Genomic DNA, 20,838 nt, shown 5'->3' with positions numbered 1-20,838 from the left:
TGCTTATGGAAAAATATACTTCAGAAGAGATTTATGAGTTGGTGGGCAAAAAGGATAAAACCGCACACCTTACATTTATTCCTGGCAGTGAGGCCTACCAAAATTATGGGCTGAGTTTATCCGTTGTTTTTGTATATAACCAATATGAGCGGCAAGAAATGGATGAGGCAGTGAAAACCAAACCCTTTAGCCGAAACGGATATTTGAAGGCAAAAGACCTGCTGACTTTTGACAAGAAGGTTGAACAAGAGTTGTTAAAAACCGGAATTTGCTCGGATGATATTTTAGACATCAGTTATTTTGTAGCAGATCCAGTCAATACATATCATTCACAGGATACCCGCACCATAAAGAAAATAGAGATTGATGCCAAACCGAAGGCCAATGGTGGTGATTTAGAGTGGATGTATGGTTTTAATGCAAAAATGGTTAGGGAGGGCATAGGCTTGACTCCTAAAGAACGTGAATCTTATTTAGCCCAGAAATACTATTTTGAACCCAATGAACTCACTGAGGAAGAGCTTTTAGAGATGAAGGGTGTCAGAGATAGCTTCAGGCCGGAAATACGTTTTCATTTCTTACAGATCAAAATTGTTCGTAGCGAGGAGCTCACTGACGAAGAAAACCTTGACGCTGCCCAGCTCATTCAGGATCGCATYAATGCCAAAAAGAATGTTCTGGACCAATACCTGAAGGAAGCGGGCAGCAGCTTCGTTAGATTGGGTAGGCATGATATTAACCAGCTGGCCAAGCTGATGTATAAAGTCGAGAAATTCAAGGAAAGGCGCTTAAATGCAATGGGAAAAATTCCTGTATACCTGGATCTTGAAGGTTACCTGCACATCTACATGCGCCATGTCAAAGAGTTGAAGTTCAATGGCCATTTTCAGCATAAAGATGATTCTCAATGGGAGGAGTCTGACGTCCTTCTGGTGATGACAGAAATGATCCTTAGTATTGACGAGGAAGTGCAGGAATTCTTCGAGAAAAATCCTGGGGTTGAGTACAGCAGGTACGGACGGGAGAGTGTTTACTTTGAAGGAGATTTTTATACCATCCATATCGAGCCTGGAGGACGGATCTCTACCTTTTATAAAAATGCAAAAAAAATGCTGGTTAAACAGGCTCAATCAAATCCTTAGCTTGCTCACTCCATGACAAAACTAAATAGAAACGACCCTTGTTATTGCGGTAGCGGCAAGAAATACAAAAAATGCTGTATCCACAAAGAACAGGCGGAAGAAAGCATTTTACCATCCCATGCTTACAGCCCTGAACTGCCAAATTATGAGAACTTTACCCGGAAGTACAATACAGCAGAATTGCTGCAAATCTTTTCAGTCATGCAACTGCAACCTGAAAACCACGGTAAAAACATCAGGCTGGAATCATTGGTGATCTCTGCACTCAACCAATACAATAAATCCGAAAAACTGGATTACCATACATTAAAGGCAGATATATTAAAATTTTGCCCACGGCACGTGCATGAAGATCCGGTGGAAGACTTTTTCACCGAAAACATCCTGTTTGTCAATGGGAACAATACCGTCTATCCCGGAATTTTTATAGWGGCCCAGGAGATCCTGCAAAGCCAGGTCAATGCAATGGCGGCAATGCAGAGCTTGCGTCTGTCCCTGAGGAAAGAGATTTATGAGGGGATATTGTTTATGTTATACATCCATCAGGAAATTGCATTCAAGTTGGGGCACTCCCGGCGCATGGCGATACMAGACCTACCCGATGAACTGTACTTGCCTGATGCTAAGGAGATGAAGGATCAGCAGAAACTGGTGGCCTTCAGCCAGCAAGAACTCAGCCGGATTTGTGAACATCTGATAGTGCCGGAGCAGGTGATCGATGCCTTTGTTTACCCTTTTAAAGGAAAACGGATCGGAATCAAGAACTTGGATGATAATCCGCTGTTGCAGAAGCCATTTGTGCTGCTGGAAGAAACTTACATTCTAGCGATGCCAAGTGCACAATTAGGTGCCCTGAACGATTTCATTCTGGAGAAATTAAAAAGCGGAGGTCAATTATTGGATTTCAGTGGTATTCAGGCCGAACACTCCATGACTGAAGCTGACACCCGGTTCAGAAGTATGGGGTGGGAGCGGATCAAGTATACATTCCATGAGCCACAGCATTCGGGCCGGGCTATATTCAGCGAAGGCCTTTACCAGTGTGATTCGGATAAACTGGTCTATGTATTCCATGTTACCCCTATTCCTTCTGGAAAAAGAAAGTACCAAACTGATATCGACGCACTAAGCATGCTCATTACCCGGCAGGCATCAGATCGGTGCGCCGAGCTCAAAGCGCAGTACAGCAGGAGCAAACTATTGCTGCTGGTTTTATACAACAAAGCAGATATATTTGAAGCAGGAAGGATTGATACGGGCAAATTCCGTGGCATGAATTATCAGTTGGTACTGACCATGAAAGAACTGAATGTACTGCGAGTACACTGGGAATTCGATACCCTGACCCTTTGGAAATATGCCCGGCACATCGAAGACACCAAACACCAGGTTCAATTTATGCCCAGTAACTCCCATTTATCCCGTTTCAAATGGTATAAAGACAACCATGAGTGGAATTTTGAATCTGACCGCGCCCCAATGAATGGCTTATTTTTCGAATTTGAGATTGAGGGAAATGTCAACCGGGCTGCCAAACTTAAAGAAGACCGCATTGGTATCCCTTTTCCAGCCGAAAGGGGCACAATACAAGTTAGCTGCCATAAACAGGAAGAACACATGCCTGTATACCTCTCAGATGAAGTCAAAAAAGGTTATTTCCGACACTGCCTGCTGCGGTACAGTTGCCCGATATGGGTGCAGAGTGACACACTGAGGGATTTTACAGCAAGTGTCTATATGAATGGAGTCCTTTACTGGCTGAACCACTGCCATTCTTATCTTCAAACCTATCTTGATCAGTTAGGAACGGAACCCCTGGTGATTACATTGATGATGGATAAGGATTTTAAAGATCAGCAAACCTGGGATCTGGAAGGCAGTACAGAGGAATTTAAGTTTACCAGCAAACTGGTTCCTGAAAGCCGAGGTATAGAACTGAGCGTACCAGTACAGCTGGTCAGCCACCTGACCAATGCCGGCAATGGGGGAGAGAAATTCTTAATGACAGGTCTGATTGATGCGATTGGAGACTTTATAGAATTGACAGGTGCGGGACGAAAAATAACGGCTGTGGAACTCGATGAACTGTTGAGCATGTGTATGCCTCAAGGGATGCAAAAGATGATCCTGATCAGTGACTCTACCCAGCACCCGGTATTTTCCAATATAGACATAGAAAAGCCGCGGTCTATACCTCTGGCGGATATTTCCTATGTGCTGAGTAAACAGGTAACTTGGTTGAAATATAATATATCTATTCCGGAGAAGATTGCTACAGCTAAAGAAAAAACAACCTTGCTCAACGATTTGGTGAAGGTTCATTTTGACCGGCTGATTGAGTTGATTTCGCGTTTTCCGACCGCCGACTTGCTGGTCTTGCTCATGCAGCGGCATGAAAGCATGATCCAGTCCAGGGCAATGGGAAAACTGTCTTACCCGGCACTGGAGGCCTGTTTTGGACATTATTACGATGTATTTGTCGAGTTCAGTAAAAAGGAAGCGGATATGGTCACGGCAAATCTTTCGATGAGGACGCTGATTGAGTTTGTGGCCTGCGAGAAGTCCACTGGAATGGAGCCGGTCAATGATGCAGATGCAGATTTGATGCTGGCGCATATGTCCGAGCTGATCAATTACGGCGCATTGTCTGATATGATCCGTTTTGGAATCGCTGACCCCAACATGGGGATGCTTGCTTCAGGAAGGATTGGTATTGACCGTACTTTCAATGATGCCTCCATGACGAGTTTTCAGCAGGACATTCACCGGGAAGAATATGAGGAAAATAAGTCTTCCTTTGGCCGTTACTTTAATGAGGAACCCAGAAAGCCGAAAGCGAAGCGCGGTGATGACCCTTATTATGACCGGGTCGATGATATTTTCATGGAAGAGTGGGGGATCACTTTATGGGATATGCTGGGTTCAGCTAAGTTTCTGTGCTTGGAGCTATATGCCCTAGAAAAATCTGTTCTGATGATCACTGAAGAAGRCTTGTTAAAATTATTTGCGGACCGGACAGCCCAGCCGGAGGCTGAAACCCTGGCTTTTTTACAGTTGCTTACTTTTGTGAATAGGGCTGGCGTAATGAATATCGATCCTAAGGACATCCATGAAACCTATCCATGGCGGTATAACCGGCGGATATCGTACATGCTCCGGCCGCTCCTGAAAATCGAAAGACTGGGTAAGACATATTACCTGATCAGTGCCAGACACCTGATGACTGCGGCTGAAAATATTTTATCCCGTTTTATGGACGGAACGCTGAAAGTTGCCGTAAATCATTTGAAGATCAATAACCTTTTGGCAGAGCGCAACCACATCAAAGGAACGAACTTCAGGAATTTCGTGTGCAAATGGCTGGTAGAACACACGGATTTTGAGGTGGTGGGCTTTGAGGTAAAAATCAAGCCCAGGGGTTTCTTTCCTGCCCAGGTGGATAAAGGAGATGTGGACATCCTTTGCCTAGACCATAAAAACCAGGTGCTTTACGCGATTGAATGCAAAAATACTTCTCAGGCGAAGATTGCTTACGATATCTACACTGAGATCAGTAATTATATCGGGCTGAAGGGCAAGCCGGGGATGATAGAGAAACATGTCCAAAGAGACTTGTGGCTAAAAGAAAACAGTACAGTGGTGAGACAAAAGCTGGGGCTTTCTGACGATTACAGGATAAAGTCCTTCGTGCTGACCAAACATATCCTTCCCACCCGGTACATTAAGGATACGCCGCTTCCGGTTTATGCAGTTGCTGATCTTAAAAGTGATAAAGTGTTTATTTCTCTATAGTTTTAGGGATTTAAAAAACGGATTTAGCTCCGATTGGAAGAATTTTATAATGAAATTAGATTAAATTGCCATGTATGCGCGATAAACTCTCCAAGTATAAGTTCAAAAAAATTTCGATTGAGTCATTTAAGAATGGTGCCCGGTTATTGTTGGATGCTTCATTGCTGTATAACAACGGCTCATACCCATCGGCATTTCAACTCTCTGTACTTGCGCTGGAAGAGTTTAGTAAGTCTTACTGGGTTGAACATTATTACTATGCATCGATTACAAATACTGGTTTTCCAGATAAAACCTTCGAGCAAAAATGGCTGTCCCTATTGTATTTGCATCCTAAGAAGCAAAGTGCTTTTTTCGGCTGGGGCTTGGAGCGTGACTACGCACCTGATTTTATTGAGTTCATAAAAAGTGGGAGCCTTGAACTTAAAAAGCAAAAATCCATTTACGTGGGACTTGATAGGATGAAAAGAGGGATAGATGTGAATAGTCGGGTTTCGTTGCCCTGGAGTATTAAAGATAAGGACGCAAGGGAAATGATTTCTCTTTTAGTGGATTATTTAAAATCCATATTCGACCAGTTTAAGCTCAATGAATTCTATTTTAATATTCCAGGTAAGGATGCGTTGCTCACTGATACTTTGCTAGCAAACTTGCAATCTTGGAAATTCAAATGCAACTTGAAAAAAAAGAATGAATCATTTTCTGTCGCCTCATTACTGGGCTTATTGMGTGGCTGAATAAAAACCATTACAAAAAACATATCTAATGATGAATAGAATGACAAAACTGTTTCTTAACGTAGTACTCCTCTTGTTTGTAATCTCAACGAATACACTGGCACAATCAGAAAAACCAATGGGCTTTAAAGACCTTCAGCAGTTCTTGGCTAACATCGACCAAACATCTCTCATTGAAACTAAATTAAGCGCAATGGGCTACCACAGAAAGTTCAACGGCATATACATTTCCAACACGATGCTCACGCCGAAAAAACCAAAGCACTGGCTGCACGTGAACCAGCTTGGCAGTTATTCCAATATTACCTTTGCCACCGCAGACAAAACAAGCTGGGAGCGTGTGCTGTCGGAGCTGAAAAAGCAGGCAAAGCCTGTGAAATTTGATACAGGTACCAGCGAAATTGGCTACCGGTACCGTTTTTCCGGCTATGAGGTGAAAACGTATAAACCTTTGAACGGAGTGAATCTAAATTTGAATAACCTATACCAGGTAGTAGTGATGAAGCGGTAGGTTAGCTATCTGCCACATCCTGTTTTCTTTTTAGTCTTACCTGTTTCATCCAGTCTACGATTTCCTGGTTCCTTGGGTGATCCCGCTGCTTAGTGACATCATAAGCTTTTGCTTCCTCGCTTTCGCGGATAAAAGAAAAAGAAAGGTTTAAGGTGTGTGCCAGATGATAACTGAAAAGGCATTTGGCTTCAGGTTTTCCCGGACATGGGACGAGTTCACTGATGAGTTTGGATTTTTTGTTCCTTAAACCTTCCATGGCCAGGCTTTTTATATAGGCTTCTTCCTGGGCGATCCGGTAGTACAGGTTTTTATCGGCAGAAACCGATTGCAATAAGTTGATGTTGTAAAGGTCTGAAGCTTTGTCCACATGAATCCGGTTTTCAGCAGTGCATTTGACATCGTAGCTATAAGGATCGATCAGCATCAGGTAATGATCAGGAGAAAGCGGGAATAGCAGGATTAGGCCCTTGCTCAAATGGCTGTTGGCGGCCCAGTAGTATTTTCGCTTTTGCATGAACGGGTTAAATGTGATCAGGGGATTATCTGATAGGAAGAAATCTTTCCCGGTATGATTGGTCAACAGAAAGGCGTGGAGATCTGCAGTCACTACCCAATCATCCATAAAGCAAGCCAAGTTAAAAGCTGCCGGTTCAGGATGCTTGAGCCTGAGTTCATCCAAGTTGAGCTGCTGCAAACTCGAATCGTATTTCGATAAGGCTTTGAGCGTAGCATTCAGGTTTTCTTCAGTATGGTCTACCTGCGCTTTTGTCCTGGAGTGGTATAGCATGACAAAATGTAACAGGTAGCTGTATCGTTTATCGCCGATCTTTGGGATCAAACCGCTTTCCAAGATTTCTGCGATTACCGGTGCTGCCCTTTCCTCCGTAACACTCAAGAATTCTTCAAAGGTGAGATCATTTCCGTAATAGTAATTTTCCTGCGCCTGAGTTTTGATCAGCGCATGGTTGACGACCGTATCGGTTTTCCTGTTGTACAGGTGTACAAATTTGCGCTCCTGGTCGATGGCAAATTTCTTGATCAGGAACTGGGACACGAAATGTTGTTTTTTCTTGAGAGCCACGGGTCAGATTATAACATTATGCTGGGACCAGCATTTCATTTCCGCGCATCACTGTTAGCCGTTCCATCGATTCAGCCTCCAAATCCTTAATGAAGTATTCAATGCTTCTGTACATAACACGAAATTAACGAAAGTCATTCAAAATATGGTATTTGCATACATAACATAAAATAGTTTAATTTTATAGCAACCAAACAGACTCATGCTTTCAACTATAAGTGATAAATTATTAACGTTATTCAAAGGCGATAACAGACGGGTAATGAGGCAGACGCAAAATGCCTACGTAGATTCGCATTCCGGCCCCTTAAATTTAAATGATCTGGCCAATCATCTAAGTGGAAGTGTAAGTAATGCGATATATCTTTTGGATCAAAACTCTTATTGTTCTACGTTTTGTCTGGATATAGATATTCCTAAAATGGATATTCCTGACAGTGCAAATCTTCGGGAAGAGGTGAAAAGAGATAAATTTCTTCCGGTGGTGCGCAGCTTGATGGATTATATAACTACCTCTTATAATTTATCAGAGAATTGCTTACTGATAGAAGATACCGGTGGTAGGGGATATCACATTTGGATGTTTCTAGAGCAACCTATGCCGGGGCTTAAAGTGGTGGGGTTTTTAAATGAAATTCGGCAAGGTGCCGGATATCCTGATCTTGAAATTTTTCCACCTAAGGGATCTCATGGAAGAAAAGGTTTTAGTAAGTCCCTGGTCAGATTACCATTGGGTGTGCATCGAAAATATAATAATTCCCGAAGTGTTTTTCTGCACCCTGGATCGCTGGAAAGAATCACTCTAAGTCAGGTTTTGGATCACCTGGACTTAGTTGAGTTTGTACCGGAAAGCGCGATTGAAGAAGCCAATGCTAGATTGGGTGCTATCATAGGCGAAAAAGAGATACAGGCTATAAAAAGAGGTCAAAAACTCAAACATGAAGGTGTTATTCCGCAAAATCTCGGTGAGGTGGGGGAGTTGATTTCACGCTGCCCTGCAATTAATAGCCTTGCAGTAAAGGCGAAGAATGAAAGGAACTTGAAACACCATGAACGCTTTGCATTGGCCGCACTTTTGAAAAACTTTCAGGATGGTGAACCAGTCCTGCATGGAATTTTGTCGTCCTGCGAAAATTATGACTTAGAGAAGTCTAGCATGCAGCTCGCGACGATTGATCCCTGTTCAATCTCTTGTAAAAAACTGCAGAGTACAGAGTATGGTATTTGTAAAGGATGGTGTAATTCAACCCTGGAAGAGGCTGCACTGTCGGGCAAATATCCCTCACCTGTTTGGTTTTCAGATCTTAACACTGCATCTATCGATTTAAAAACAGATCAAGTCACTCAGGGCACGATTCAGGAGGTTGCATCGCTCAGAAACTTATCTTTAGCCTGGAAAAAGGCGAAACAGCAGGTCGTTGAACGTGACGTATTTCAAGATAAAATGAACTTTGACCTGTTTGAATCTGATCTTTGGAATAATCTTGTGATGCTACGCCGGCAACTACTAGAAGGTAAGTGGAGACACAACAACTTTCTGCTGGTAGAAATTCCAAAAGATAAATTAAACACTTCGTTGCGCCCATTTTGTTCTGTAAGCCCTCGTGAAGCGGTTGTTGAAATGGCAATACTTAATGTGGTAGGCCCAAAAATTGATTCCCGGTTTCATAAGCGTTCACTTGGTAACAGACTGGCGATTTCACCTAAATCGGACAATCAGATTTTTCAGGACTGGAAAATCCAGAATGGGATTAGAGAATTTAAAAAGAGTAGTTTCTCGTTATTTGAACCACACAATCATTACTTGCTCCTGGATATAACTAAGTTTTACGAATTTATCAGGCATGATAAGCTCATGAACCTGCTTCGACAGTTCGTAGAAGACCAGGTAATTTTAGATTTGATCCAACAATATATTGAAGCTCCATTTGATCGCGTCGAGCATGAGTATGAAGGTCATCGAAGAACGGTTGGAATACCGCAAGGACCAGCACTTTCTGCTTTATTGGCAAATTTGTATTTAAATGAACTTGATTACTGGCTTGCTGAAAATAGCATAGACTTCGTTCGATATGTTGACGATCTGGCGATCTTGTTTGAAAATGTTGAAATGGCTGAGGGCGCACTTGCCGAATATGAACAAGCTCTTAACCAGGAGTACGGGTTAAACCTTAACCTGGATAAAAAGGAAGGGCCACATCCGGTAACCAAAAGTGAGAAGCTACATAATTTTTTGGATAAAATCCGGTATGATTTTGTAAGGTCAAACGTTTCAACAGCCGACCTTAATAGGGAAGAACAGGAAGAATTGTTTGAGACTTTGAATAAGGTTGCCGGGAACGTAGACCAGGATATCCGTACATTAACAAAATCCCTGGGCTTTTATGTACGTTTTTCGCAGCACCTAAGAAATGCGGAACTGGAAAATAAGGTTTTCAAAATTGCTACTTTCCTGCTGGAAGAAGACAGACCAAAACACAGTGCTACCTGCATTGCGGTAAGCTCCCTGATCAAATCCTGTAGCGAGCCTGAAAAAACAAACTGGCAGTTGTTTAAAGGATTGCTTGACAATAGGACAGATGAATATTTTAAGATTATTGTTGCCCAAGAAGCAGGCAAATTGTATGAGGTGTCTCAGTTACAAAACCTTAGTGAAGAAATTATCCAGCTTTTGATTCAATTGGCTGCTGATGGGTCAGCTCCCGTTGCTGCGGCTGCGGCGATAAATACATTAATCAGAATACAGGAACTTCGATTAGACGAAGAAAATATTAACAAATTTAAGGCTATTGGAGTCGGTTCCGGGATATTTTTGAGAATGCGTGTGGTAGCCTGGCTTGACCGACAGGAATTAGTTAATGAGACCTATTTGGCGAGAGCGCTGCCAGAAACTTTGTTTGAGATAGAGTTGATGGGATCTTTGCTCCGTTTTTCTTCCGGTGGAATATTTCAGGAGCTAATTAAAGCAATTCAGATCCTTCCTTTTGCAATTTTATGTTTGCCAAGAGTTGTACTTAAGGCGATTTTGTTCCAGAATGCTGCTGGAGTACAATTGTTTGAAATACTCAATGACGAGGATAAAAAGAAATCCAGTTACTACATTGCAGAAAAGACTGTCGAATTTATTTTCGCTGATCAGGACGCCCCTGTAAAAATACAGCAAATGCTGACGTTTCTTTCTGGGGAAAATCAAACGTTACTTTACCGGGAATTATTCTTGTTTGCCAGTTCAGGCAGATTACTTGCTGCAAACACTTCGCTTCCGAATCCTGGGAACGTTGAAGAGCATGATCCGATCAAATATCAGTTAGAGACTGAACCTTGCCTCCCCGGGGTTGTTCTGGGAGAACTTGTTTTTCCATTCTACAGATACATTCATTTTGGGAGTAATACTGACGGGAAGGCATTGTTTCATGAACAGCTCAATGATAATGAATTGATGAAGGTAGGTAAAAGTGTGTCTGATTATCTTAAAGCTATGAATGCGCTGATGGCCCATTCCTTGACTTTACAATCCCTTACTTCCATCAATACGCAAGAGGGATTTCTTTTAATGGCCACAATTGTTCCAGCTGAGTATCAAAGCCTGAATGATTTTTTAAGTACCCAAACCTTGTCTCCCAATCAAATTTGGGATCTGCTACAAAAGATAAATGAACTTGTGAAACAGTGTATGCAGATTCTCTCGCCAATTTCTGAAACAGTGTTGGTGCCGGTTCCAACCTTGCACACCGTATTTATCCATACAAGCGGTAAAATGATTTTTGGCCTCAATAGCTTGACGATAGGTTCCGAACGCAGATTTGTAGGTAAACAAAACATGGACTATAAACTGCAATCGGACCGCTGGCTGGTTGAAATACTAGGTTTGTTATTGTATGAATTAGATACATCCAAGTGCGCCGTGCAGGAACTTGTCAGGTCAGGGAAAATAGCGAAAGAAAACTTGTCATTGCTACAAGATAGTCATGGACTAATTTTTTGGTCTATAATTAATAAAGCGACTCAATTTACACCCGCAAACAGGTATGCTCTGGTCGATTACTTTTTGAAAGATGTCGCTATCTGGACTCAAATTCAGACTGCCTTCCTAGCAAACCAAAATATACTAGAGGCAGATAAAAAATTAGTGAATACGCTTTGGAGCATTGAAATCAAAATCAACCGGATCGCAGCCAGAGAATACCACGCCAGTGAGAGCTTACTCAATTATGGGCTGAAAATGCAGCGTYGGATAGTTGATATGCTTGCTGACAAGGAGGTTCATCAGGCAGCACCATTTACTGACAGTTGGCAGCTGATCGGATACGGTGAGCACTATGACAGGCACCTGGCAACCGTGCAGGCCACTGCCATTTCCAAACGGGTTGACGACCTTGTAGTGACTTATCGTCAAAACCTAGGTATCAAAGAGGACATCACTTTCACAAAATGGTTACTTATATCTTCTGCTACCATCGAACTCGAGGCACTTAGAAGGTCTATGTTTTTACTGGCGAAAGATAAAGCTGTTGAAGATGAACTGAAAAAGTTGACGGAATTTCTTGCTATGGAGACTGCTACTGGACACACGTTTATTGTGAAGTCCGTTTCTGATGCCCCATTAATCAGGGAATCGTGTGCAGTGTTTAAAGAAAATTTGCCCGACCTGGAAAACCGTATTAAGGTCTGGCTGGAACGACCAGCGACCATACCATCACCATTATGGACTTATGATATACTACTGGTGATGTTCATTATTGTTTCTAAATATTATGGACTTGAGTTTTTATCAGATTCGGGAAAGTCATGTCAGCTTAAAGCGAGGCGGAAGTTATTTAATGCCACAGAGGTAATGATTATTCTTCAAAAATTAACAGAGATTTTCAGGTGTGACTTAGGTAGGGTTACTACCAATTCGCATGTTTTCGGAGCGCCTTATACGGTTTCGAAAATGATTGGTCTAAATGAAGTCAACCTGCACCTAGCTAGAAATCTTTACCGCTGTTATGATTACCTGCAGGTTGCCATTAATGGCCAGCTTAAGTTTAGCGATTTTGCGGTGTTTATCAGGTCTAGGAGGAAACAGGTATTGTTGTCCCAGCCACTAGTCATCGAAGAGATACACAATCCTTTCGACACCCATCACGGGATTGGCTGCGCTTTCTCAATTGATGTGCAGGAAGTGAATGGTAAGCTTGTTCCTAGCTTCGCGTCATTTCCCATTGTAGGACATAAGACTCTGGACAGAAAATTATTGCCAGAATTAAAAAAGGTATCTGCTTACATTTTGCTGTCTTGGCGTACCAATTATCAACGAAGAAATCCCTATACTTCGATGTTATTAGACCTACACATCCTGTATCTCGTCGGAGGTGTTTTAGTTTTTTATATTGCATTACAACTGTTAGGCCAGCCTGGTGAGAAGGAAGTGGTACTAAATGGTTTCGTTTATGGAATTATCTTTATCCTGTTTAGTTCGTATTTTGTTGTTTCCTGGAAACGCTTTATGAACCATAAATCGAAGATATCAGTCTTCATAAAAGAGTTGAATTAGTCTTAACTGTGAGGTGCTGCCCCTGCTGCTTAATACGCCGATAGCCTTCTTCGATTTACTTTTGATCAACCCATGTAATACAGTGTGTATATTTTGGTGAAAACATACACACCAAAACATACACATGTAGCTGTGCAAATTATTTCTCTGGCTTCTTCTTGTTCAGGTAACCACAGCCGTACATCTCGTAAATCTTTGATAATGGGAGCTCTGGGCTTTCTTTTTGGGTAAATCTTCGCTGGTACTTTTTCTTAAAGTCTCTACTAATGGGGTCTGCAACCGGACCACCTGCAATGTTGGCTAATTTCTCCAAATCCTTCAAGAAACTGTGTGACAGAAGGTTTTCCATGAGTACACTGAAACATAGCTAACATGTTGATTGTTAGCTATGTTTGTTTTTTAGAATCGCTCAGTTCAAACCAATCTGGTCAGTTTATTCACTTTTTGATTTGCAAATGCTTGTGAATTTCAATTTTTGAACTGTTTTGGAGATTCATCCTTAAAAAGCTAGAGTTCTCCGTATTTGAGCCAATCAGCACATGCTTCTTTTAAATTACCCCAGTGCTTGTCTGCAGATTTCCCAGCTGTCTAGGTTTTCTACGTCGTCTGCCTTAACTTTAGGGCGAGAAGAAATTGTAAAAAGAAATGGCTGTAGTCCCTAAAATTAAAACTTATCATTTTCTCCCATATAAATATGGTTCGGAACTGTTGTTGGATATTGGACGTATCGAAACATTGAATCATTATGTATTAGATAGTACGTTACATCAACTTAGTTTTTACGAAGTTATTTTCATTGAAGAGGGAGCTGGCATTTTTACATTAGATGAAAATAAGACCTTAATAAGCCCAGGAACGATCATTTTCACAAGTCCAGGACAGGTGCGTTGTTGGGAAATTGAGCAAGATGTAAGGGGCTATGTATTGTTCTTTGAAAAAGACTTTCTCCATCTTTTCTTTTCGGACGAACTATTCCTATATCGGTTTCAATATTTCCATCAATATTCACGTCCAAACGACATGCAGCTATCCGAGGTGCCATTTGTAAAATGTCTGGAGCTTTTATATGCAATAGAAGAAGAGTTTAGGCAGCTTCAGAATGATAGTAATCATTTGATCAGATCCCTTTTATATCAATTGCTCGTACTTCTCAATCGATATTATGCAGGTGCCTACAATGTTCAAAGAGACACCTTTGTCCATCCAGATTTTTATAGGTTTCGATCCTTGCTGGAAAAGAAATTTGTGAATGACCAAAGTGTTGAGGCCTATACAAAAATGCTGAATGTCAGCTCTGGATTCCTGAATAAAATTTGCAGGCAGTTTAGCGGATTATCAGCCCAACAAATGATCCATTACAAGTTGATTTCAGAAATAAAGAAACAACTTTGTCAAAATAAATCCTCAAAAGAGATTTCCTACGAGTTTGGCTTTTCAGATCCGTCTAATTTTAACCGTTTCTTTAAAAAATTTACAGGTACCACACCTCAGCAATACCGAAAAAAGATTTAAATGACCATTTTAAAGACAAAATGACCATTTTAATAGGATAAGCATGTTCTAATTTTACAAAAAAAAGAACATGATAAAATACACATTTAGTCTTCTCCTGCTCATGATGAGCATACTGGTCGTACAGGCAGAACAATTATATGTTAATCCTCAGACTGGTAATGACACAAATTCCGGAAATAAGGCACGTCCGTTAAAGACAATTATTGAGGCAGCTAAGCGCGTAAACTTAAACAAAGAACAGGGAGCAACCACAATCTTCCTATCAGAAGGTATACACCTGCTAACACAAACCGTTGTATTCACCAATGACAAGTATACCCTTAAAAACCGTCTTGTCATTCGTGCGGACGTTATGCCTGACGATGAAGACTGGACTCCTCAAAAAATGCCGGTTGTAGTAACAGCAGTGCCGCTTGTACCAGGTATAGGCGGAGAAGAAGCAAAAGGTATACAACCGGAGATTAGCCATGTGACCATTGAAGGCCTAAGATTTACTGGCAGTCCAGATTACTCTTATATAGATGGAACCAATCTACGTCGTTCCTATCCAATATGGCGTGATGGAAAAAGATTGGACGATCTAGTTGTAACACAATGTCTGTTTGCTGGAGATGTCGATGTATTACCGTTGCATGTGGGGGTTATAGCCAATGGTTATGGCCTGGTTATCGACCATTGTGTTTTTTTTAATTGCAAAAATCCAGTCGTTTTTTGGCAAACTGATGGAGGAACTGGTAGCCGTAATGCCATGCGTTATTCGCTGGTATATGGCTGTTATTTCAGTGGCGTTTGGACTACAGAAAGTACCAATGGAGACAATTTCGATTTTCACAACAACATCATAGCAAACAGTAGTACAGTATGGATAAGGGAAAAAGGAAGTACACGCCGATACAAAGCTTCTGATTGCATTTTTGCTGACAATACCAATCTGGCAGGATATGGAAGCGGCCCGTTAAGCGGCAATGATGCAACTTCAACAGATTTTCTGGAAATGAAAAACGTGCAAACTACCGGAACTGTAAAAATCGAAAAAGATCAGAGTAAACGCAATTACCTGCAATTAGCGGAAGGTTCGACCGGTTCGAACATAAAGGCAGGACTTTTTAAAAAGAACCAGTAGTTGAAATTAATAATGAATACACATGGACAAACTAATTCGATTGACCCGGTTTCGCCAATTTTGAAATATCTCAAAATCGATTGATTATCAGAAGGTAATCGGCAAATTGTTTTTTGGCAAAAAACTGGTTTTAAGCTACTGTTTGCAACCAATGGTCAAGAACTTGAATATATTTCATATTTTTGAGTTGACCAATAACATCTAGCCATCCATACAAAATAACAGCATGTTATACTTCACCAGCATTGCAATTTCTTTATACTTGTTCGTACTATTAGCAGTTAAGCCTAACAAAATAACTGCAGATAAGCTACTCATGATTTGGCAGCTGATAGCAACGCTTCACTTAGCCAGTTTATATTTGCAGGTTTCAGAAAATTATCGCCAATTCCCCAATTTAATAGGCTGGGGAGATTTATTGGCACTTGTGCATGGGCCTTTTTTGTATCTATATATCCTTCATCTAACCACACCAATAAAATTTAGCAAGAAAAAGCTACTTCATTTTTTACCTGTTGCTTTTGCCTATCTTCTATGGATGTCTTTTTTGCTACAAAACCCAGCGCAAAAGCTGTTGCTTTATGACCAGGGCTTTTCCTCACCTTACTATAAAACCATTGGAATCATCACCAATATTTGCATCATCATTTCGGGAATTATTTATGTATTAGCCGCAATTGTTTTACTGCATCGATATAAGAAAAAAATAAGCGAAGAATTTTCAACTACAGATAAAATCAGCTTGAATTGGCTACGTTACCTGATTGTAGGCATCGCTGGAATTTGGGTTTTTGTTATTTTTTATCCCAAAGCAGAGAGTATCTATTTCAGTGCCTCGTTGTACATATGCTTCATCGGTTTTTTAGGTGTACGCCAACAGCAAATATTCAAAACCGCCAATACCTCATCCCGCTCTGCTACTGAGAATCCCAACTTTTCTACTCAAAAAGAAAACCTTTCAGAAGAGCCTGCTAACGTGGCATTAATGCCCAATAAAATAAAATACGACTGGTCTTCACTTACGGATGCCGAAGCTGAACGTATTTTCCAGCAACTTAACAGGATAATGGCACAAGAAAAACTATATAAAAATGCGGAACTTACACTAAGCAAGTTAGCTGAATCCTTAGAGCTAAAAGATGCTGTGCTATCGCAAGTGATCAATTCTAAATTTAACAAGAGTTTTTACGACTATGTCAATTCACTTAGGGTAGATGAATGTGTAAAAATGATTGCTGATGAAAAAAACCATAACTACACGCTGCTATCGATAGCTTTTGATTGTGGCTTCAATTCTAAATCTTCATTCAATCGCAATTTTCGCAAATTCACGGGTAAATCTCCTTCAGATTTTTTCAGAAAACCAACCGATCTAACATACCACAAGGCGTTGTAGGTCCGCCGTTTTCTTATTATTGCTCAGTCATTTCTTCGCTATAATAGGCTTATTTGAAAAGCGAATTATATTATTTATGGTTAAGTATTTAAAGTATTTCACCACTTTAAATAACGCATTATTCTAATCAATAAGAGGTGCCACGAAGCCTCGTGGGGCGATTGACATTTCTCAGTGTTTCATTTTTGCATTCAAAACCCTGGAGTTTTAAATTAATAATCCATGAAACAAAACTTATTTTATTTACTACAATGATGTTAACAATGTATCCCGCAAAAAAAAAACGAGGCTGACGACCCTGCTAAGTTTTACCTAAAAAATGCGAGCATTGAGTATAAATGTACCCTAGCTTCTGGCACCCCTAGCGGTTTAGACATCATTTACACGAATGAAAGTGCAGGACTTTTTAAAAGGAACCAGTAGTTGAAACAACAATGAATACACAGAAAATCACCAAAATCAGTAGTCAAATTTATATTGGTTTTTCAATCTTCAGTATAGCTTATGTTAGTGTTTTATCAATTTATAATCCACAGGGAACTATGGATTTGGTAGCTACGCAATTATCTAATACAGATGCAATAAGTTCCATAAGAGGCATATATGGTGGCGTTGGTTTAGTTATTTGCTTTTCTCTGGTTCACCTTTTGTTAAAGGATGTAAAAAAGGCACTCATTTTTCTTTCACTGTTTTGGCTAGCCTATTCTATCTCTAGATTGATAACAATCTTGGTTGATGGGCCTTTGGGCGAATTTGGTTCGCAATGGCTGGTCATAGAGTCTACTTTAGGCATTTTGGCCTTAGTATTATTGCTGTTTTACAGACGCTTTAGATAAATAGGTTAGCAATACTTCTACTACACATGAAAAACAATCAAATAATAACAAATCTTAAAAAACAATTATGAAATCAATCTCAAAAAAATCTTTATTAACAGTTATGGTCATATCACTAGGTGTTTTGTCTTTAGCATCATGCAAAAAGAAACCTGGCGATAACCCGGATAACGGGAATAAAATTTCAATGAAAATGACAGTTACAGTAACAGGCGCAGATCAAAACGATCAGGTAGATGTTCAGGTAAGTGCCGGAAACCATGATGCCAGCCAGTACGGAGCCCCTGTTTGGAAAATGAATGGCACGTCGCAGGGTAATCAGCAAAGTATACTAATAGACGAGAAAAGCTTTATAGGCACCACAAAAACATATGTATTCGAAACCGTAAAACCATTTGATTTTGGGGAAATGAGCATTAGTGTTGTTAATTTAGAGGGTGGCCCGATCACCGCCAGCTATAAAACTGAAGTTGATGGCAAGGTGGAAACGAATGAAAATATGGTGATTGCAGTAGACCAATCTCAAAATAAAAGATTCACATATGGATCAAATAAATAAGTCTAATTGATTAAGCCAGTTCATCGATTAAAAGAGCCTGTATCATAAATCATGGTCAGGTTCTTTTTTCTTTGTTTCTGGTTGACTTGTAGCTTTATAGTTTTTTTGTATATTTCAGTAAAAGTGACGGAGAACCATTTTGTAGTGGAATCGAGGCGTACTACAGCGGAATATCTACAAGTCAATACTATTAGACAACATAGATCTGGAATTGAAAAACACCCTTTTCATAATAGGTTCAAACAAGAAATCTTAAAATCAAATAGCTCATGAAGGTACTAATGTTTGTTACAGCATTTCTTTTCTCTTATATCTGTGTTTCTGCCACTGAAACAAAAATAGTAATAAGAGCAAAAGCAAGAGATGCAAAATTTATAGGAAGCTCGCTCGGCGGTGCCTACGTGATCATTRGAAACAAGACAAACCAACAAATTTTAGCTGAAGGAAAAACCACCGGAAGCACTGGAAATACAGATCTGATTATGAAAACTCCAAAAACAAGGGAAAGTTCAATTGTTGATGGTCAAACAGCAGGCTTTCTGGCCGCAATTGATATTAACGAACCTACATTTGTGAGCATAGAAGTCGTTTCTCCCTTCAATAGCAAACAGGCACAGGCGAAGGTAAGTACCGAATTATGGCTGATTCCCGGAAAAGATATTTTAGGTGATGGCATTATCTTAGAAATCCCAGGATTTATCATCGACATATTAAAGCCCCGAACCCATCAATACCTCTCGTTAAATTCAATTAAAGACAAGCCATTCCAATTTCAGGCAAATGTGGTCATGATGTGTGGCTGTGTAATAGAAAAAGGAGGTGTTTGGAATGCCGAAGAGTTCGAGGTGAAAGGAATGCTTAAAAAGGACGGAAAATACATTAGAGACGTTAAAATGTCATTTATTTCGACCAACCTTTTTGAGGGAGATACCCAAATTAATGTTGGCGGAAACTACGAACTGACTTTATATGCCTATGATAAAAAAACAGGTAATACAGGTGTTGATAAAGTAAATTATGTGATTTATGAGTAGCGAAAGATTATTCAGGCCCGTTAAAAAGGCTAAAAACTTCCTTTTTTTAGCTTGTCTTTTGTTTTTCATATCCAGTGTGTTTGGAAGAACACATTACCTCATTTCCGAACAGCAAGCCCTTGCCCAAGATTCGATCGAAAGGATCGTGGCTAAAGAAGTTGCCAAGTTGATGAAACTGCCAGGTTATACTGCTTTTTCTGGCGTGATCTATATCAAAGGCACAGCCCGCCAATTTCATTATGGTAAATTAAGCAATGGAAAAAAACCAAATGGAAATACCGTATATGAAATAGGTTCGATTACAAAAACCTATACCGGATTGTTGTTAGCTCAGGCGGTTAATGACCATAAAATTAAGCTCGACGACGATGTAAGGAATTACCTGGACGGCAAATATCCAAACCTGGTTCTAAGCAACGGCAAGCCCATCACTTTTAGGCATTTGATTACCCATACCTCTGGGCTTCCTTTGGTGATGAATTGTGACGAAAAAGGACAAACAACAGCTGAACAGGCCGTGTGTTTTGATCACTTTAAGGAGGCCGACTTTTTTAAGGCATTAAAAACTATAAAACCAATCGACAATTCGGGCAATTACCATTATTCTGGTGTGGGAATTCAGTTGGTCCGTTATATTTTAGAACATGTTTACCAATTGTCTTTCCAAGAGCTGTTCAAAAAATATGTCTTTTCGCGTTCTGGTGAGCAACAGACTTTTTCGGAGTTAAAATACGGTCAAAATTCGAACATATCTCTTGGGAAAAACAGTGATGGAGTGCCTGTGCCCCTAATAAATGGATTTTACAAGTATGCCGGAGGCATGAAGTCTTCAACAAATTCTATGCTTAATTACATGAGGATGTATTTGGAAAGTAATGACAAAGTAGTTAAACAAGCCATGGATAGATTAGCGGGGAGCATGCAGTACGGAAGGGCCTATGCCTGGAATACCTATGACTATGACAAGAAAAAGAAAATGCTATATCATAATGGAAGCAGCTTTGGGCATTCTTCGTGGATAGCGCTTTACCCCAATCAAAAAGTTGGAATATTCATCGTAACTAACGTGGTGACAGCAGATTCTCAAGGCAAGCTGAACGAACTGTCAAATAGCATCATCGATAGTATTATTAGCGGGTCTAGCTAATTCTGACACTACCCCCCCCCATATGTTTTAGTATCTAAGAGGTATTTCTTAAAAATATACATCATCCCGCAATTCCAAAGAATGGATGATTATAAGCGTAAGTTGGACAAACCAATTTGATTGACCCCGTTCAGCCAATTTTGAAATATCTCAAAATTGATTAATTATGAGAAGGTGATCGGTAAATTGTTTTTTGGCGAAAAGGGATCAATAGCTTGTAGTTTCCAATCTAAAAACCAAAACTACAATTTTTCATAATTGCCAACTTTTTAGTTCTAAAGTAATCTTCTCAAGGTTAGTCCTGTCTTGAGAAGATCTAAAACACTTTAATTTTTAAATGAATTTTTTACTTTCCAAATCTTCGATTATGGGTTCTATAAGCAATAAAAAGCGATTTAAATGTTCAAAGTATTCCTGCTGATGGGTACA

The 20,838-nt window shown here is 40.2% G+C and carries 14 protein-coding genes; 12 read left to right on the top strand and 2 right to left on the bottom strand.

The features are described from left to right. Positions 1-5 precede the first annotated feature (5 nt). From AC1DDK_RS01885 to AC1DDK_RS01870, 4 genes are all read left to right on the top strand, one after another. Positions 6-1,142 carry a hypothetical protein gene (locus AC1DDK_RS01885; RefSeq protein ID WP_337715281.1) on the top strand — a complete coding sequence of 379 codons (1,137 nt, stop codon included), beginning with the start codon at positions 6-8 and terminating at the stop codon, positions 1,140-1,142. A 12-nt stretch (positions 1,143-1,154) separates the two neighbouring features. Next, positions 1,155-4,934: an SEC-C metal-binding domain-containing protein gene (locus tag AC1DDK_RS01880; protein WP_477633784.1), complete on the top strand. Its 3,780-nt coding sequence runs from the start codon at positions 1,155-1,157 to the stop codon at positions 4,932-4,934. Between the two features lie 74 nt (positions 4,935-5,008). Then, on the top strand, positions 5,009-5,671 hold the full coding sequence (locus tag AC1DDK_RS01875; protein WP_477633783.1) for an AbiV family abortive infection protein: 663 nt from the start codon (positions 5,009-5,011) through the stop codon (positions 5,669-5,671). A 28-nt stretch (positions 5,672-5,699) separates the two neighbouring features. Further along, positions 5,700-6,182, top strand: coding sequence for a hypothetical protein (locus tag AC1DDK_RS01870; RefSeq protein ID WP_337715276.1), 483 nt, complete (start codon positions 5,700-5,702; stop codon positions 6,180-6,182). Position 6,183: 1 nt separating this feature from the next. Here the strand turns inward: AC1DDK_RS01870 and AC1DDK_RS01865 are convergent, their stop codons facing one another. Continuing rightward, positions 6,184-7,263: a DUF4238 domain-containing protein gene (locus AC1DDK_RS01865; protein ID WP_337715274.1), complete on the bottom strand. Its 1,080-nt coding sequence runs from the start codon at positions 7,261-7,263 to the stop codon at positions 6,184-6,186. Positions 7,264-7,525: 262 nt separating this feature from the next. On the opposite strand from AC1DDK_RS01865, the gene AC1DDK_RS01860 reads away from it, so the two are divergent. Further along, positions 7,526-12,799: a reverse transcriptase domain-containing protein gene (locus AC1DDK_RS01860; RefSeq protein WP_477633782.1), complete on the top strand. Its 5,274-nt coding sequence runs from the start codon at positions 7,526-7,528 to the stop codon at positions 12,797-12,799. 139 nt (positions 12,800-12,938) lie between these two features. On the opposite strand, the gene AC1DDK_RS01855 is transcribed toward AC1DDK_RS01860, so the two are convergent. Next, positions 12,939-13,148, bottom strand: a complete 210-nt coding sequence (locus AC1DDK_RS01855) for a hypothetical protein (protein ID WP_337715269.1) — start codon at positions 13,146-13,148, stop codon at positions 12,939-12,941. A 296-nt stretch (positions 13,149-13,444) separates the two neighbouring features. Here AC1DDK_RS01855 and AC1DDK_RS01850 point away from each other — a divergent pair, with 296 nt between their 5' ends. The 7 genes from AC1DDK_RS01850 (at position 13,445) to AC1DDK_RS01820 (ending at position 20,409) form a co-directional block, all read left to right on the top strand. Next, on the top strand, positions 13,445-14,311 hold the full coding sequence (locus tag AC1DDK_RS01850; protein WP_337715268.1) for an AraC family transcriptional regulator: 867 nt from the start codon (positions 13,445-13,447) through the stop codon (positions 14,309-14,311). 70 nt (positions 14,312-14,381) lie between these two features. Then, the gene (locus AC1DDK_RS01845; RefSeq protein ID WP_337715266.1) at positions 14,382-15,437 is read left to right on the top strand and encodes a hypothetical protein; all 1,056 of its coding nucleotides are present in this window, start codon (positions 14,382-14,384) and stop codon (positions 15,435-15,437) included. Positions 15,438-15,663: 226 nt separating this feature from the next. Then, on the top strand, positions 15,664-16,833 hold the full coding sequence (locus AC1DDK_RS01840) for a helix-turn-helix domain-containing protein (protein WP_337715264.1): 1,170 nt from the start codon (positions 15,664-15,666) through the stop codon (positions 16,831-16,833). 434 nt (positions 16,834-17,267) lie between these two features. After that, positions 17,268-17,669: a DUF4345 domain-containing protein gene (locus AC1DDK_RS01835; protein ID WP_337715263.1), complete on the top strand. Its 402-nt coding sequence runs from the start codon at positions 17,268-17,270 to the stop codon at positions 17,667-17,669. 67 nt (positions 17,670-17,736) lie between these two features. Continuing rightward, a complete protein-coding gene (locus AC1DDK_RS01830) occupies positions 17,737-18,228 on the top strand; it encodes a hypothetical protein (RefSeq protein ID WP_337715262.1) in 492 nt (163 codons plus the stop codon). A gap of 269 nt (positions 18,229-18,497) precedes the next feature. Then, positions 18,498-19,262, top strand: a complete 765-nt coding sequence (locus AC1DDK_RS01825) for a hypothetical protein (protein ID WP_477633781.1) — start codon at positions 18,498-18,500, stop codon at positions 19,260-19,262. Beyond that, positions 19,255-20,409 carry a serine hydrolase domain-containing protein gene (locus AC1DDK_RS01820; RefSeq protein ID WP_337715258.1) on the top strand — a complete coding sequence of 385 codons (1,155 nt, stop codon included), beginning with the start codon at positions 19,255-19,257 and terminating at the stop codon, positions 20,407-20,409. Before AC1DDK_RS01825 ends, AC1DDK_RS01820 begins: the two co-directional genes overlap by 8 nt. Positions 20,410-20,838: the final 429 nt, after the last annotated feature.

The organism is Pedobacter sp. 05T44, assembly GCF_056395985.1.
This window is presented reverse-complemented; position numbering and strand designations above follow the sequence as displayed.

Coding starts and splice junctions, on each gene's coding strand:
- AC1DDK_RS01830 (WP_337715262.1), top strand. CDS start 17,737: ATGAAATCAATCTCAAAAAAATCTTTATTAACAGTTATGGTCATATCA.
- AC1DDK_RS01845 (WP_337715266.1), top strand. CDS start 14,382: ATGATAAAATACACATTTAGTCTTCTCCTGCTCATGATGAGCATACTG.
- AC1DDK_RS01840 (WP_337715264.1), top strand. CDS start 15,664: ATGTTATACTTCACCAGCATTGCAATTTCTTTATACTTGTTCGTACTA.
- AC1DDK_RS01870 (WP_337715276.1), top strand. CDS start 5,700: ATGATGAATAGAATGACAAAACTGTTTCTTAACGTAGTACTCCTCTTG.
- AC1DDK_RS01855 (WP_337715269.1), bottom strand. CDS start 13,148: ATGGAAAACCTTCTGTCACACAGTTTCTTGAAGGATTTGGAGAAATTA.
- AC1DDK_RS01850 (WP_337715268.1), top strand. CDS start 13,445: ATGGCTGTAGTCCCTAAAATTAAAACTTATCATTTTCTCCCATATAAA.
- AC1DDK_RS01820 (WP_337715258.1), top strand. CDS start 19,255: ATGAGTAGCGAAAGATTATTCAGGCCCGTTAAAAAGGCTAAAAACTTC.
- AC1DDK_RS01835 (WP_337715263.1), top strand. CDS start 17,268: ATGAATACACAGAAAATCACCAAAATCAGTAGTCAAATTTATATTGGT.